We start from the raw sequence: 14,944 nt of genomic DNA, 5'->3' as shown, positions 1-14,944 counted from the left end.
GCCGAGGCGTCTGTGCGCCGCGGTGGCATTCTTATAGAAGCCAACGACAGCGAGGGCGAGGCCATGAAAAAGCATACGATGTTCAATCAGTCTTTGTCAGCCGACGTGTCGGCGTGCACGACCGTTGCGGTAGATCTTGCAAAAAAGGTCTTTCAGGTCGCCGGGGAGGATGCTCTCGGCCAGGTAAAATTCGAGGATCGAATCAAGTCCCGCGAGGCCTTCCAGGTATTTCTGCACAAGCTTCCCGAGAGTGTGACGGTCTTGGTGGAAACCGGGCCAGGCGCTCAGGCGTGGGCGCGGTTACTGCAAATACAGGGCAATCCGGTCCGCATCCTGCCGGCCCAGCTTGTTGCCAAACATCGCTGTGGCCCGAAAAATGATCACAACGATGCGTTCGCTATCCTACGTGCAGGCCGCGATAGCACGATTTCAGCCGTTCCGGTCAAGAGCCCGGCGGCGCTCGCGATGCAGGCACTGCACCGAGCTCGACAGGGATATATACGGCGACGCACGGCGGTGGGCAATCAGATGCGCGGTTTGCTGCTGGAACATGGCGTGGCTCTGGCGCAGGGCGAAATGGCGATCAGCCAGCTCGTGCCTCGGATATTGGAAGATGTTACCCAGCCATTGCCCGATCTACTGCGCGAGCTGATCGCCGAACTGCTGGGTGAATGGAGTCAACTGGGTGAACGCGTCAACGTACTGACCGGCCGACTGGAAACGGCGGCGAAAGAGAGTGAGATAGCGAGGCGGCTGATGACTGTGCGCGGTGTTGGTCCAATCATCGCCACGGCGCTGCTGGCCAAGCAGACCGAGCCTGAACGCTTCGCCAACGCCCGGCAGTTTGCCGCGTACTTCGGGTTGGTGCCCAACCAGCACAGCAGCGGCGATAAAATCCGACTGGGCAAGATGTGCAAACATGGCGATGCCTACTTGCGCAGTCTGACGATCCAAGGAGCCCATGCTGTTTTAAGGCAGATACGATCTGACTCACAGCAGCCGGACGACCAACGTCTACAGCGTTGGATCTCCCGCCTGGGGCGCAAGGAGGCGGCAGTGCGATTGGCCAACCGCAACCTGCGCATTCTCTGGGTACTACTACAAAACGATCAGACTTATCATCGCCGGCCGGGAAATGGCCCCGAGGTGGCGATGAGTCACTGATCAATAGCGTTCTGCCACCGGGGCGTTAAGCCGCTCCAACCCATGCTAAAAAACATTGACCCCAGGTCAGACCGTCGCGGATTGATGCCTGGGCTCCTACCGGCCCTTGAGGCCTCACTGTAATCGGCATACCGCGCGCTTATCCAATGTTGGCCAGAAGCCGTTCAAGGCTTCCTCGAACAGGCCTGATACATAGATGCAACCGGGCAGCAGTGTTTAGAAGCAGGTTGAAAGTGGGGGCGAGTCCATACATAGGAGCCAGCCTGCTGGCGATGGACTCAAGCGCGCCGCGTTCATCCAGTTCACCCGCGTCATCGTTAACGACCATCGCTGGCAGGCCAGCTCCTACAAGGGAGTGCAACCAAAAAAACCTACTGTCGTGTTAGAGGCTCTTGGTCCAGAACAGCATGCGTCCATGGGCCGGGTCGAACATGCCGGCGGCGAAACCGGCTTTTTCATACGAGCCCTGCGCCACGGCATTGCCTTCCAGCACTTCCAGGGTGAGCTTGCAGCAACCACGTTGACGCGCGATGTCCTCGACCTTTTGCAGCATCTTCTGGCTCAAGCCCAGGCCGCGAAATTTTTTCACTACCGACACGTCGTGCACATTGACCAACGGCCGGCAGGCAAAGGTCGAGAAGCCCTCGAAGCAATTGACCAGCCCGGCCGGCTCGCCCCCGACAAAGGCCAGCACACTGAAAGCGTGGGGACGCCTGGCAAGCTCTGCCGGGAGTTGCTCCAGTACATGGGCCGGCAACGGCTGGCCGCCGCCCATCGGGTCCTCGGCGTAGTGGTTCAACACCAGACAAATAGCCTCGGCATGCACCGGATTGGTGTAACTGGCCTGAAGCACAAGAATTTCTGCGGAGTCCATTTCCATCCTCGATCACACATGAAGTAGCCCCCAGCCTGTATTTCACGCTGAAGTACCGGCGGACCATAGCGCGAGCACCCGGGTATCTACAATCACCACCGCGCAATTCTTTGGCGTTCAAACGCCCCAGATCAACGCTTCCGTCCACCCCAGCTCGGCAAAATCCTCGGCCCGCAAGTGCGACTCGCCGGCGCAGAAAAACTCGTCGAGTTGCGGTGGCTTGACCGAGGTGCCGCTGAGCATGGCGTGAACCTGACCACGATGATGGATCTGGTGTTCGAACAAATGGGACAGCAGGCGCAAACGGCTGTCGTGTTGCGGCGTGTCGCGGGCGATGGTCACTATTTTGCCAAGGCTGGCGTCGCGCAGCTGTTCGCAGTAAGCGATCAATCGGCGGTCGACATGGGCCTGTTCACGAACAAGGTCCGACGCGATGAGGCAGGGTTCGTCTTCCTTGAAAAACAACCGGCAATCGGGATGCGGATCGTCACCGCGCATTTCGCGCTCCAGCGCATCCACATAAAACCAGTCGCAGGTGAGAATGTGGTTGAGGGTCGCGCGGATACTGGGGAAGAAGCTGACCCGGGCGGCGATCAACTCCTGCGGACTCAACTGCCTCCAGGCCTTGGCCAATCGGTGGTTGGCCCAGGCATTCTGATAAGCCATGGTCAGCAGGTGGTGCGACAGGGGCTGATTCATGTGTGCTGCTCCCGATCAGACTTCGGCAAACCGTTGCAACTGCATTTCCTGCAATCGACTGAGGGTGCGGCGGAACGGGAATTCCAGATAACCCTCGGTATAAAGCGCTGCCATCGGCACTTGGGCCTCAACGTACAGCGGCACCTTGCGGTCGTAGCACTCGTCCACCAGCGCGATGAAACGTCTTACGCCGTCGTCATGCACCGACAATTGCGGCAGCTCGCGGTCCCCCGCTTCCACCCGCTCGACACCGTCCTCGGTACCGCGGGCGATGCGCCCGGCACGTTTTTGCGCGCTGAGGTTGGGTACGCCCCCCAACAGAATAGCGTCGTAGGTATCGCACAGGGCGATGAAATCCATGGCCGCGAAGGGTTGCTCGCACAGCGCGGCGTAACGGGTCCAGAGCACGGTCGGGCTGGCCTTGACCACTTCCAGCGAGCGGTAACCGACCGGGACCGGCTCGCACGATTCCGACTGGCCGTCGCTCAACGCCTGGAACACCTCACCCAGCGCACCGGGCTTGCCTGGTTCAGCCACCCAATAGCGCTGCGAAACGGCCCCCGGATGCAGGCGATGGTCTTCTGCGCCATTCACCGCGATCACATGCATGTGTTGCTTGATCGCGGCGATGGCGGGCATGAAACGGACACGATTGAAACCGTCGGCGTACAACTGGTCCGGCGGCAGGTTGGAGGTGCAGACCACCACTACGCCCTGCTCGAACATCACCTGGAACAGGCGCCCGAGAATGATCGCGTCGCCGATGTCATTGACGAACAACTCGTCGAAACACAGCACGCGCACGGCTTCGGACAACTCACGGGCCAACGCCTTGAGCGGGTCGGCGGTGCCGGTCAGTTGAAACGAACGCTGGTGCACCCAGCCCATGAAGTGGTGAAAGTGCTGGCGCCGCGCCGGTACTCGCAGGCTTTGGTAGAACTGGTCCATCAACCAGGTTTTACCCCGCCCCACCGGCCCCCACAGGTACACGCCGCAAACGGGAAAGCGGCCTTCATGCAGCGCTTCGTGGCATTTTTGCAGCGCCCACACGGCATGCTCCTGGGCCTCGTCCTGGACGAAGCCCTTTTGCTCGATCGCGTGCTGCCAGGCGCTTAAGGGGGATTCGATAGTCATGGGCGGCAGTATGCCATTGCGCAGTGATGACGTGACCGGCTATCGGCGGTTTTGTGCTGGAAAGAAATGCACCTTGACGATTTAAATTATCACTATCATATTTAATGCATGTCATGCATCATTTATAAATCCTGCCGTCATCCCTCTGGAGTTATCCCATGCATTACAAAGTTTTTGGTCGTAAAACCGGCTTGCGAGTGTCCGAACTGGCCCTGGGCGCCGGCAATTTCGGTACCGGCTGGGGCCATGGTGCCGAGCGTGACGAAGCCAGGCGCATTTTTGATGGTTACCTGGAAGCCGGCGGCAACTTCATCGATACCGCCAATGGTTATCAGGGCGGGCAGTCCGAGGCCATGCTCAGCGAATTCATCCAAGCGGAACGGGATAGCCTGATCATCGCCACCAAATACACCCTGGGGACTACACCGGCGGCCGGTATTTCCCACACGGGCAACAGCCGCAAGAACATGGTGCGTGCCGTCGAAGAGAGCCTGAAACGACTGAAGACCGATCACATCGACCTGTTCTGGGCCCACATGAGCGACGGCGTCACCCCCATGGAAGAGATCCTGCGCGGCTTCGACGACCTGGTCAGTGCCGGCAAGATTCACTATGCCGGGCTGTCGAACTTCCCCGCGTGGCGCATCGCCCGCGCCGACCTGCTGGCCGAAGTCCGTGGTTTTGCGCCGATCGCTGCGATCCAGGTCGAGTACAGCCTCGCCGAACGCACCGCCGAGCGCGAACAACTGCCGATGGCCGAAGCCCTTGGCCTGGCCGCGACGCTGTGGTCGCCACTGGGTGGTGGCTTCCTCACCGGTAAATATCGCAACAGCGAAGGCGACAACCGCGCTAACAAGCTCGGCGTGCTGATTCATGCTGAAAAAAGCGACCGCGAAACCGCCCTGCTCGACACCTTGATCGACGTCGCCGCAGAACTCGACGCCAGCCCGACCCATGTGGCGATTGCCTGGTTGCGGGAAAAGGCCAAACGCTCAACCACGGCGCTGATTCCGATCCTCGGTTCGCGGACTCGTGAACAGCTGGACGCCACGTTGGGGGCGCTAAATGTGCAGTTGAGTGCTGAGCAAATGGCGCGACTGGACGGTGTCAGTGACGTAGCCAAAGGCGTTCCGCACGAATCCATTGCCGGTTCGTTCGCGCGGTTCAGTGGTGGTCAGGTGCTCGACTTGCCAATCGTGCCAGTCGCCTGACACAAATCCAAACTGTGGGAGCGGGCTTGCTCGCGAAGGCGTCTGGTCAGTCGACATTGTTGTTGGCTGACACACCGCTTTCGCGAGCAAGCCCGCTCCCACATTTCGACCCTGTACTACTTATCAACCTTATGCCTGGCCGCATACAGACACAGCATCTCCATCGCCAATGTCGCCGCCGCCAGTGAGGTGATCTCCGCACTGTCATAGGCCGGGGCCACTTCCACCACGTCCATGCCCACCAGATTGATTCCGCGCAGGCCGCCGAGGATCTCCAGCGCCTGCACCGTGCTCAGGCCGCCGCACACCGGTGTTCCGGTACCGGGAGCGAATGCCGGATCGAGGCAGTCGATGTCGAAGGTCAGGTACACCGGGTTATCGCCGACCCGCGCGCGAATCGCCTCGACAATCGCTTCGCAGCCACGGCGATGCACCTGCCGCGCATCCAGCACTTGAAAGCCCTGATGATCGTCATTGGTGGTGCGCAAGCCAATTTGCACCGAGCGCGACGGATCCACCAGTCCTTCCCTGGCCGCGTGCCAGAACATGGTGCCGTGGTCGATGCGCTTGCCCTCTTCGTCCGGCCAGGTGTCGCTGTGGGCGTCGAAGTGGATCAGCGACAACGCCCCGTGCTTGCGGGCATGGGCCTTGAGCAGCGGATAGGTGATGAAATGGTCGCCGCCAAAGGTCAGCATCGCCGTGCCGGCATTGAGGATGTGCTCGGCGTGGGCCTCGATGCATTCCGGCGTCGATTGCGGCGAACCGTAATCGAAATTGCAATCGCCGTAGTCGATCACCGCCAGATGGTCGAACGGGTCGAAGGTCCACGGCCAGTGCCGTTCCCAGGCGATCCCGGCGGAGGCGGCGCGAATGCCCCGTGGTCCGAAGCGTGCGCCGGGGCGGTTGCTGGTGGCGGTGTCGAAGGGTACACCGCTGACCGCCACGTCGACCCCGCGCAAGTCACGGCTGTAGCGGCGACGCATGAAACTGGTGATACCGGCGTAGGTACTTTCGGCGGCCGTGCCATAGAGGCTGTCACGGGTAAGGGCTTGATCGTTCTGCATCGGGACGTCCATTGAAGGCTCCTTTTTTGTTATTGGCGACTACGGAAAGTGGTCCACAGGCGGGTGCGCTGACGCAGGTCCTTGAGGTTCATGCTGCGGTCGGCGTACAGCCGCTCACGTACATCAGCCAGGGGGTAGATGTCCGGATCGGTGCGCACCGCTTCATCCACCAGCGGCGTGGCGGCCTGGTTCGCCGTGGCGAAGAACAGGGTGTTGGTCAGTGCCGCCACGGACTCGGGGCGCAACATGAACTCGATAAAGGCACGGGCGGCTTCGGGGTGCGGCGCGTCCTTGGGAATCGCCAGGTTGTCCTGCCAGACGAGGGTGCCCTCCCTGGGAATCCGGTAGGCAGTTTCATAGGGTTTGCCGGCCTTGCGCGCCTGGTCGGCAGCCATGCTCGCGTCACCGTTGTAGGTCAATGCCAGGCACACGCTGCCATTGGCCAGGTCGCTGATCTGCCGTCCGGTGGCGACGTACAGCACGTTCGGCTGCAGCTGATGCAACAACGCCTCGGCGGCTGACAGATCGTTCCTGTCGGTGCTGTAGGGATCTTTACCCAGGTAATGCAGAGCGAGTCCGATCACCTCCTGGGGCGAATCGAGAATGGCGATGCCGCAATCTTTCAACTTGCTCGCGTACTCGGGTTTGAACAGCAGGTCCAGGCTATTGAGCGGTACGTCCGGCAAGCGCTGCTTGAGCGCCTCGACGTTCATGCCCAAACCCAGGGTGCCCCAGGTATAAGGCACGCCGTAGCGGTTGCCGGGATCGACGGCGGCGAGCTTTTCCAGCAAATCCGGATCGAGGTTGGCGTAACCCTTGAGGCCTTCGTGGGGAATCGGTTTCAGCGCCCCGGCCGCAAGCCCCCGGGCCAGCACGCTGGAGGACGGCACCACCACGTCATAACCACTGCCGCCGGTGAGCAATTTGGTCTCCAATACTTCCGAAGAGTCAAAGGTGTCGTAGCGCACATGGATGCCGGTTTCCTGCTCGAACCGTTGCAGGGTTTCGGGGGCGACGTAATCGGCCCAACTGTACAGATTGACCACCTTGTCCTCGGCCTGGGCCGATGCGGCCATGGCAAGGAATAACGCGGGTAAACACAGCTTGAACATGGGAGCCATGACGAACACCTGACCAGAGGAAGTGGTTGCAGGATGCGTCGTCGGTTACATTGATAAAATATCAAGTTAATTAACCTGACTTTATTACGGAGTAATGTTTGATGCTCGGCCAACTGCATGATCTGGACCTGCACCTGTTGCGTCTGTTTGTCAGCGTGGTGGAGTGCGGCGGGTTCAGCGCAGCACAGGGCGAGTTGGGGTTGAGCCAGTCGAGCATCAGCCAGCAAATGGCCAAGCTGGAAACCCGCCTCGGCTATCGGCTGTGCAGTCGCGGTAAAGGCGGGTTCAGGCTCACGCCCAAGGGCGAACAACTCCTCAGCGCCACCCGTGGCTTGTTCCAGTCCATCGAAGCCTTCCGCCATCAATCCAACGGCGTGGCCGGGCGCCTGATCGGCGAAGTGCGTCTGGGCCTGTCCGAGGCGCTGGATCAATCGGTGCTGCAGCGGGTGGCCGAGGCGATCCGGCACTTTCGTGAACGGGACGAGTCGGTGCGCATCGAGCTGATCAGCGCCATGCCCGGCGAGATGGAGCGCTTGCTGCTGCAACAGCGGCTGGACCTGGCCATCGGCTACTTCTCGCAGGTGCAAAGCGCGTTTGACTACCGCGAACTGTTCATTGAAACCCAGCACCTGTATTGCGCCCCCGGCCATCCGCTGTTCACCAGCGCGCAACCGGACGATCAGGACCTGCAGGCCAGCGACCGGGTCGATCACCCCTACCGTTTCCTGCGCAGTGACGAGCCTTTTCAGGGCAAGCGCTGTTCGGCGCGTTCGGAACAGGTCGAAGGCACCCTCGCCTTCATCCTGTCCGGCAAGCATATCGGTTATCTGCCCAGCCACTTTGCCCGCACCTGGGAAGACAAGGGATTGCTGCGATCGGTGCGCAGCGACATGAGTTTCGACGTCGCGTTTCACCTGGCCCGGCACCGGGCACAGGTGGCCGGGGATGCGCAGAAGGCCTTCGAAGAGGATCTGCTCGCGGCGTTTGCCTGAATCCGCCGTGGTCTACGCTGTAACAACGCCGAACATCTACATGCAAAAATGCACAGATGACCTGCACTTATCCGGCTTGTACACGGCAAATTTGCACTGTTACGATCCGCCATCGCTCGCGCGCGAGCATCTCGATAAAGAACAATAAAAGCAGGGAGTTAGTGATGACTGCTCAGGTTACATCGAATGGGCCGCTGTCCATGGATGCCATGCAAAACGAAGTGCTGGCCGAGGTTCGCAACCACATCGGTCACCTGACCCTCAACCGCCCCGCCGGCCTCAATGCCCTGACCCTGGACATGGTGCGCAACCTGCACCGCCAGCTCGACGCCTGGTCCCAGGATCCGCAAGTCCATGCCGTGGTCCTGCGCGGTGCCGGCGAAAAAGCCTTCTGCGCCGGCGGCGACATTCGTTCGCTGCATGACAGCTTCAAAAACGGCGACACCCTGCACGAAGATTTCTTCGTCGAGGAATACGCCCTCGACCTTGCGATCCACCATTACCGCAAACCGGTGCTGGCGCTGATGGACGGTTTTGTCCTCGGCGGCGGCATGGGTCTGGTGCAAGGCGCAGACTTGCGCGTGGTCACCGAAAAAAGCCGTCTGGCGATGCCGGAAGTCGGCATCGGCTATTTCCCGGACGTCGGCGGCAGTTACTTCCTGTCGCGCATTCCCGGTGAACTGGGGATTTACCTGGGCGTCAGCGGCGTGCAGATTCGCGCCGCCGATGCGCTGTATTGCGGCCTGGCCGACTGGTACCTCGAAAGCGCCAGGCTGGGCACACTGGACGAAAAACTCGACCAGCTCGAATGGCACGACACACCGCTCAAGGACCTGCAAAGCCTGCTGGCGACACTCGCCGTGCAGCAACTGCCCGACGCTCCGTTGAGCGCGCTGCGTCCGGCCATCGACCACTTCTTCGCCCAACCCGACGTGCCGAGTATTGTGGAGCAACTGCGCCAGGTCACGGTCGCCGACAGCCATGAGTGGGCCGTCAGCACCGCCGACCTGCTGGAAACCCGCTCGCCGCTGGCCATGGGCGTCACCCTGGAAATGCTCCGTCGCGGACGCGAGCTGCCCCTTGAACAATGTTTCGCCCTTGAGCTGCACCTGGACCGCCAGTGGTTCGAGCGCGGCGACCTGATCGAAGGCGTGCGCGCCTTGCTGATCGACAAAGACAAGACACCACGCTGGAACCCGCCCACCCTCCAGGCGCTGGACGCCGAACACGTGGCGAGCTTCTTCAGCGGGTTTGACCGGAACGAGGGCTGAGCCATGCACGATATCGAATTGAGCGAAGAACAAGTGATGATCCGCGACATGGCCCGGGATTTTGCCCGTGGCGAAATCGCGCCCCATGCCCAGGCCTGGGAAAAGGCCGGCTGGATCGATGACGGTCTGGTGGCGAAGATGGGTGAGCTGGGCCTGCTGGGCATGGTGGTCCCCGAGGAATGGGGCGGCACCTATGTCGACTACGTGGCCTATGCACTGGCGGTAGAAGAGATTTCCGCCGGCGACGGTGCTACCGGCGCTTTCATGAGCATCCACAACTCCGTGGGCTGCGGGCCGGTGCTCAACTACGGCAGCGAAGAACAGAAACAGACCTGGCTGGCGGACCTGGCCAGCGGAAAGGTCATTGGCTGCTTCTGCCTGACCGAACCCCAGGCCGGTTCCGAAGCGCACAACCTGCGCACCCGCGCCGAACTGCGCGACGGCCAATGGGTGATCAACGGCGCCAAGCAGTTCGTCAGCAACGGCAAGCGCGCCAAACTGGCGATTGTATTTGCCGTGACCGATCCGGACCTGGGCAAACGTGGCATCTCGGCGTTCCTGGTACCGACCGATACCGCCGGTTTTATCGTTGACCGCACTGAACACAAAATGGGTATCCGCGCATCCGACACCTGCGCCGTCACCCTGAACAACTGCACCATTCCCGAAGCCAATCTGCTGGGTGAACGCGGCAAAGGCCTGGCCATCGCCCTGTCCAACCTCGAAGGCGGTCGTATCGGCATCGCCGCCCAGGCGCTGGGCATCGCCCGCGCGGCGTTCGAAGCGGCGCTGGCCTATTCCCGTGACCGGGTGCAGTTTGGCAAGACGATCAATGAACACCAGAGCATCGCCAACCTGCTGGCCGACATGCACATGCAACTGAACGCCGCACGGTTGATGATCCTGCACGCCGCGCGCCTGCGCACAGCTGGAAAGCCCTGCCTGTCGGAGGCATCACAGGCCAAGCTGTTTGCGTCGGAAATGGCGGAAAAGGTCTGTTCGTCCGCGATTCAGATTCATGGCGGGTACGGGTATCTGGAAGACTATCCGGTGGAGAAGTACTACCGGGATGCTCGGATCACGCAGATCTACGAAGGCTCGAGCGAGATTCAGCGGATGGTGATTGCCCGTGAACTGAAGAACTATCTGGTTTGACTCGGTAAAAATCAAAAGCTTCGCGAGCAAGCCCGCTCCCACATTGGATCCCGGCGTTTATGAGATCCCTTTGTGGGAGCGGGCTTGCTCGCGAAGGCGTCAGCAAATACGCCGCATTACTTACCGACGAACTCCGCCTCACGCTTGGCAATGAACGCCGCCATGCCTTCCTTCTGATCCTGCGTCGCAAACGCCGCATGGAACACCCGACGCTCAAAGCGCACGCCTTCGGACAGGCTCACTTCAAAGGCACGGTTGACGCTTTCCTTGACCATCATTGCAATCGGCAGCGACTTCCTGGCGATCAACGCTGCGACTTTCAGTGCTTCGTCCAGCAGCTCATCGCTTGGCACGATCCGCGCCACAATGCCGCAACGCTCCGCTTCCACGGCATCGATCAAACGCCCGCTCAGGCACATTTCCATGGCCTTGGCCTTGCCCACGGCGCGGGTCAGGCGTTGGGTGCCGCCCATGCCCGGCAACACGCCCAGGTTGATTTCCGGCTGGCCGAATCTGGCGTTGTCGCCAGCCAGGATGAAATCGCACATCAGCGCCAGCTCACAACCGCCACCCAAGGCAAAACCGTTGACCGCCGCGATGATCGGCTTGCGGCGGTTGGCGACGCGGTCGCTGTCGCTGAACAGGTCGTCGAGGTAGATCTGCGGGTAGGTCAGCTCGGCCATTTCCTTGATGTCGGCACCCGCGGCAAACGCCTTTTTCGAGCCGGTCAGGACGATACAGCCGATGTTCGCATCCGCCTCGAAACCATCGAGGGCCTGGTTCAGTTCGCTGACGATCTGCGCGTTCAACGCGTTCAATGCCTGAGGACGGTTGAGGGTGATCAGGCCAACGCGGCCGTGGGTTTCCAGCAAAATCGTTTCGTAGCTCATAAACAACTCCTGTTTCACATAAGGCCAGATCCCTTGTAGGAGCTGCCGCAGGCCGCGATCTTTTGACTTTGATTTTAAAGATCAAAGATCGCAGCCTGCGGCAGCTCCTACAGGGGTCTGCTTTTTATAAGTTGCGCGAAATGACCATGCGCTGAATGTCGCTGGTGCCTTCGTAGATCTGGCACACCCGCACGTCGCGGTAGATGCGTTCCAGCGGGAAGTCGTTGAGGTAACCATAACCGCCGAGGGTTTGCAGCGCCGATGAGCATACCTTCTCGGCCATTTCCGAGGCGAACAACTTGGCCATCGACGCCTCGACCAGGGCCGGCTTGCCGCTGTCGCGCAGGGCCGCGGCGTAGTGCACCATTTGCCGCGCCACGGCGATCTGGGTGGCCATGTCCGCCAGGCGGAACGCCACGGCCTGATGCTCGATGATCGGCTTGCCGAAACTCTCGCGCTCACGGGCGTAGTCGCGAGCCGCTTCAAACGCGGCACGGGCCATGCCCACCGATTGCGAGGCGATGCCGACGCGGCCACCTTCCAGGTTGGCCAGGGCAATCCTGTAGCCTTCGCCCTCCTCGCCCAAACGGTTGGCCACCGGCACCTTCACGTCTTCGAAAAGGATCTGGCAGGTGTCGGACGCGTGCTGGCCGAGTTTGTCCTCGACCCGCGCGACTTTATAGCCCGGCGAATCGGTCGGTACGATAAACGCGCTGATGCCACGTTTGCCGGCGTTCGGATCGGTCACCGCAAACACAATCACTATCCCGGCATTCTGCCCGGAGGTGATGAACTGCTTGCAGCCGTTGAGCACGTAGTGGTCGCCTTCCAGACGCGCACGGGTTTTCAGGCCGCTGGCGTCGGAACCCGCCTGGGGCTCGGTCAGGGCGAAAGCGCCGAGCATCGCGCCGCTGGCCAACGGCTTGAGGAAGCGCTCCTTCTGCTCGTCGTTGCCGTAGTTGAGGATCGGCACACAACCCACGGAGTTGTGCACGCTCATGATGGTCGAGCAGGCGCCATCGCCGGCGGCGATTTCTTCCAGCGCCATGGCGTAGGCCAGGTAACCGGTGTCGCACCCGCCCCACTGCTCCGGCACCAGCATGCCGAAGAAGCCCAAACCGGCCATCTCGCCAATGGCTTCCTTGGGGAAGCGGTGTTCGCGGTCCCACTCGGCGGCGAAGGGTTTGAGCCGTTCCTGGGCAAAGTCCCGGGCCATGTCGCGGATTTGTTGTTGGTCGTCATTGGGGATCATGGTGAATCCTTAAAAAAATCGTGCTGAATGCAAGAACCTGTGGGAGCGAGCCTGCTCGCGAAGAGGCCGAGTCAGTCGACATCATCGTCAGATGACAAATCGCATTCGCGAGCAGGCTCGCTCCCACATTGGAAAGCATTGCCTCAGTACAGGCATTCCACGGCCATTGCCGTCGCTTCACCGCCACCGATGCAGATCGCCGCGACGCCGCGCTTCAGGCCTTTCTGGCGCAGGGCCGACAGCAAGGTCACGAGAATCCGCGCACCGGACGCCCCGATCGGGTGGCCCAAGGCACAAGCGCCGCCGTGCACGTTGAGTTTCTCGTGGGGGATTTCCAGGTGAGTCATCGCGGCCATGCCGACCACGGCGAAGGCTTCGTTGACTTCCACCAGATCGACGTCATTGAGCGACCAGCCGGTTTTCTTCATCAATTTCTTGATCGCTCCGATTGGCGCCACCGGGAACAGGCCCGGGGTGTCGGCGAACGCGGCGTGGCCATGGATCACCGCCAGCGGCTTCAGGCCTTGTTTCTGTGCCTGGGACTGGCGCATCAGCACCAATGCCGCCGCACCGTCGGAGATCGAACTGGAGTTGGCCGCCGTCACCGTACCGCCTTCACGGAACGCCGGTTTCAACGAAGCGATCTTGTCCAGTTTGGCTTTTGGCGGCTGCTCGTCGTTGCTGATCACCACTTGCTCTTTGCCGACCGTCACGGTCAGCGGGACAATTTCGGCCTTGAAGCTGCCGTCCTTGATCGCCTGTTGCGCGCGGGTGGTCGAGGCGATGGCGAACGCGTCCTGGGCTTCCCGGCTGAAGCTGTTGGTTTCGGCGCAGTCTTCGGCGAAGGTGCCCATCAGGCGGCCCTTGTCGTAGGCGTCTTCGAGGCCGTCCAGGAACATCGAGTCCTGCACCCGGCCATGGCCCATGCGGTAGCCGGCACGGGCACGGTCCAGCAGATAAGGCGCGTTGGACATGCTTTCCATGCCACCGGCGACTACCACGTCGGCACTGCCAGCCACCAGCATGTCGTGGGCCAGAATCGCCGCCTCCATGCCCGAACCGCACATCTTGTTCAGGGTGGTGCAGCGGGTCGATTTATCCAGCCCGGCACCCAGTGCCGCCTGGCGCGCAGGGGCCTGGCCAAGTCCGGCCGGCAGAACGCAGCCAAACAGCACTTCGTCGATGCTGTCAGTGGAAACGCCGGCACGCTCAACGGCGGCCTTGATTGCGGCAGCACCCAGTTGCGGCGCGGTCAGGCTTTTCAGTTCGCCCTGGAATCCCCCCATGGGGGTGCGGACGGCGCTAACGATTACAATCGGATCGTTGGACATTGTCATGACAAATCCTCCTTATTTGGCGGCCATGCGCAAGGCACCGTCGAGACGGATCACCTCGCCGTTGAGCATGCTGTTTTCAATAATATGCCTGACCAGTCCGGCATACTCGCCCGGTTTGCCCAAACGCGGCGGGAATGGCACGCCAGCGGCCAGGGAGTCGCGAACTTCCTGGGTCATGCCGGCCATCATCGGCGTCTCGAAAATGCCCGGGGCGATGGTCATCACGCGGATGCCGAAGCGCGCCAGTTCACGGGCCGCCGGCAACGTCAGGCTGACGATCGCCCCTTTGGACGCCGAGTAGGCCGCCTGACCGATCTGACCGTCATATGCCGCGGCAGACGCGGTGTTGATGATCACGCCGCGTTCGCCATCGGCATCCGCTTCGGTTTGCGCAATCGCCGCTGCCGCAAGGCGCAGCATGTTGAAGCTGCCGATCAGGTTGACGTTGATCACCTGGCTGAAACTGGACAGCAAGTGCGGACCGTTCTTGCCGAGAATCTTCTCGCCACGCACGATGCCGGCGCAATTGACCAGGCCATTGAGGCCGCCAAAGGCTTCGACCGTCGCCTGCACGGCCGCTTCGGCCGCCGCTTCGCTGCTGATGTCCGCCACCACGCTATGCGCGCCAAGGCGCTGGGCCTGGGCTGCAACGGCCTCGGCATTCATGTCCACCAGCATCACTTTCGCGCCTGCGGCGACCAGCACCTCGGCCGTCGCTGCGCCGAGGCCTGAAGCACCACCGGTGACGATAAAAATCTTGTTCTGGATCTGCATCATTGT

At 61.3% G+C, this 14,944-nt stretch carries 14 protein-coding genes; 5 read left to right on the top strand and 9 right to left on the bottom strand.

Annotated features, from left to right (window positions below):
- Positions 1-105 precede the first annotated feature (105 nt).
- Positions 106-1,164 carry an IS110 family RNA-guided transposase gene (locus KSS91_RS13585; protein ID WP_217838401.1) on the top strand — a complete coding sequence of 353 codons (1,059 nt, stop codon included), beginning with the start codon at positions 106-108 and terminating at the stop codon, positions 1,162-1,164.
- Between the two features lie 382 nt (positions 1,165-1,546).
- Here the strand turns inward: KSS91_RS13585 and KSS91_RS13580 are convergent, their stop codons facing one another.
- From KSS91_RS13580 to zapE, 3 genes are all read right to left on the bottom strand, one after another.
- Positions 1,547-2,038, bottom strand: coding sequence for a GNAT family N-acetyltransferase (locus KSS91_RS13580; protein ID WP_015094987.1), 492 nt, complete (start codon positions 2,036-2,038; stop codon positions 1,547-1,549).
- 117 nt (positions 2,039-2,155) lie between these two features.
- A complete protein-coding gene (locus tag KSS91_RS13575; protein ID WP_217838303.1) occupies positions 2,156-2,737 on the bottom strand; it encodes a DinB family protein in 582 nt (193 codons plus the stop codon).
- A 15-nt stretch (positions 2,738-2,752) separates the two neighbouring features.
- Positions 2,753-3,871 (bottom strand): cell division protein ZapE, encoded by a 1,119-nt coding sequence (gene zapE, locus KSS91_RS13570; protein WP_217838302.1) that lies wholly within the window; start codon positions 3,869-3,871, stop codon positions 2,753-2,755.
- A gap of 158 nt (positions 3,872-4,029) precedes the next feature.
- Between zapE and KSS91_RS13565 the strand changes: the two genes are divergently transcribed.
- Positions 4,030-5,082 (top strand): aldo/keto reductase, encoded by a 1,053-nt coding sequence (locus KSS91_RS13565; protein ID WP_217838301.1) that lies wholly within the window; start codon positions 4,030-4,032, stop codon positions 5,080-5,082.
- A 116-nt stretch (positions 5,083-5,198) separates the two neighbouring features.
- On the opposite strand, the gene speB is transcribed toward KSS91_RS13565, so the two are convergent.
- Both speB and KSS91_RS13555 read right to left on the bottom strand, forming a co-directional pair.
- The gene (gene speB, locus KSS91_RS13560) at positions 5,199-6,158 is read right to left on the bottom strand and encodes an agmatinase (protein WP_217838300.1); all 960 of its coding nucleotides are present in this window, start codon (positions 6,156-6,158) and stop codon (positions 5,199-5,201) included.
- A gap of 17 nt (positions 6,159-6,175) precedes the next feature.
- The gene (locus KSS91_RS13555) at positions 6,176-7,267 is read right to left on the bottom strand and encodes a polyamine ABC transporter substrate-binding protein (protein ID WP_217838299.1); all 1,092 of its coding nucleotides are present in this window, start codon (positions 7,265-7,267) and stop codon (positions 6,176-6,178) included.
- Positions 7,268-7,368: 101 nt separating this feature from the next.
- Between KSS91_RS13555 and KSS91_RS13550 the strand changes: the two genes are divergently transcribed.
- The 3 genes from KSS91_RS13550 to KSS91_RS13540 all read left to right on the top strand — a co-directional run bounded on the left by KSS91_RS13550 (position 7,369) and on the right by KSS91_RS13540 (position 10,685).
- On the top strand, positions 7,369-8,259 hold the full coding sequence (locus KSS91_RS13550) for a LysR family transcriptional regulator (protein WP_217838298.1): 891 nt from the start codon (positions 7,369-7,371) through the stop codon (positions 8,257-8,259).
- A gap of 164 nt (positions 8,260-8,423) precedes the next feature.
- Positions 8,424-9,530 (top strand): enoyl-CoA hydratase/isomerase family protein, encoded by a 1,107-nt coding sequence (locus tag KSS91_RS13545; protein ID WP_217838297.1) that lies wholly within the window; start codon positions 8,424-8,426, stop codon positions 9,528-9,530.
- A 3-nt stretch (positions 9,531-9,533) separates the two neighbouring features.
- Positions 9,534-10,685 carry an acyl-CoA dehydrogenase family protein gene (locus KSS91_RS13540; protein WP_007970104.1) on the top strand — a complete coding sequence of 384 codons (1,152 nt, stop codon included), beginning with the start codon at positions 9,534-9,536 and terminating at the stop codon, positions 10,683-10,685.
- A 116-nt stretch (positions 10,686-10,801) separates the two neighbouring features.
- Here KSS91_RS13540 and KSS91_RS13535 read toward each other — a convergent pair whose 3' ends face one another.
- The 4 genes from KSS91_RS13535 to KSS91_RS13520 form a co-directional block, all read right to left on the bottom strand.
- Positions 10,802-11,575, bottom strand: coding sequence for an enoyl-CoA hydratase (locus KSS91_RS13535; protein ID WP_217838296.1), 774 nt, complete (start codon positions 11,573-11,575; stop codon positions 10,802-10,804).
- 124 nt (positions 11,576-11,699) lie between these two features.
- Entirely contained in the window at positions 11,700-12,827 is a 1,128-nt protein-coding gene (locus KSS91_RS13530) for an acyl-CoA dehydrogenase (RefSeq protein WP_126045725.1), read from the bottom strand.
- Positions 12,828-12,970: 143 nt separating this feature from the next.
- A complete protein-coding gene (locus KSS91_RS13525; protein WP_015094978.1) occupies positions 12,971-14,164 on the bottom strand; it encodes an acetyl-CoA C-acyltransferase in 1,194 nt (397 codons plus the stop codon).
- Positions 14,165-14,176: 12 nt separating this feature from the next.
- Positions 14,177-14,938: an SDR family NAD(P)-dependent oxidoreductase gene (locus KSS91_RS13520; RefSeq protein ID WP_217838295.1), complete on the bottom strand. Its 762-nt coding sequence runs from the start codon at positions 14,936-14,938 to the stop codon at positions 14,177-14,179.
- Positions 14,939-14,944 lie beyond the last annotated feature (6 nt).

This window comes from Pseudomonas azerbaijanorientalis (assembly GCF_019139795.1).
GTDB lineage: Bacteria > Pseudomonadota > Gammaproteobacteria > Pseudomonadales > Pseudomonadaceae > Aquipseudomonas > Aquipseudomonas laurylsulfatiphila.
The sequence above is the reverse complement of the archived record's forward strand: the minus strand, read 5'-3'. Positions and strand labels throughout refer to the sequence as shown.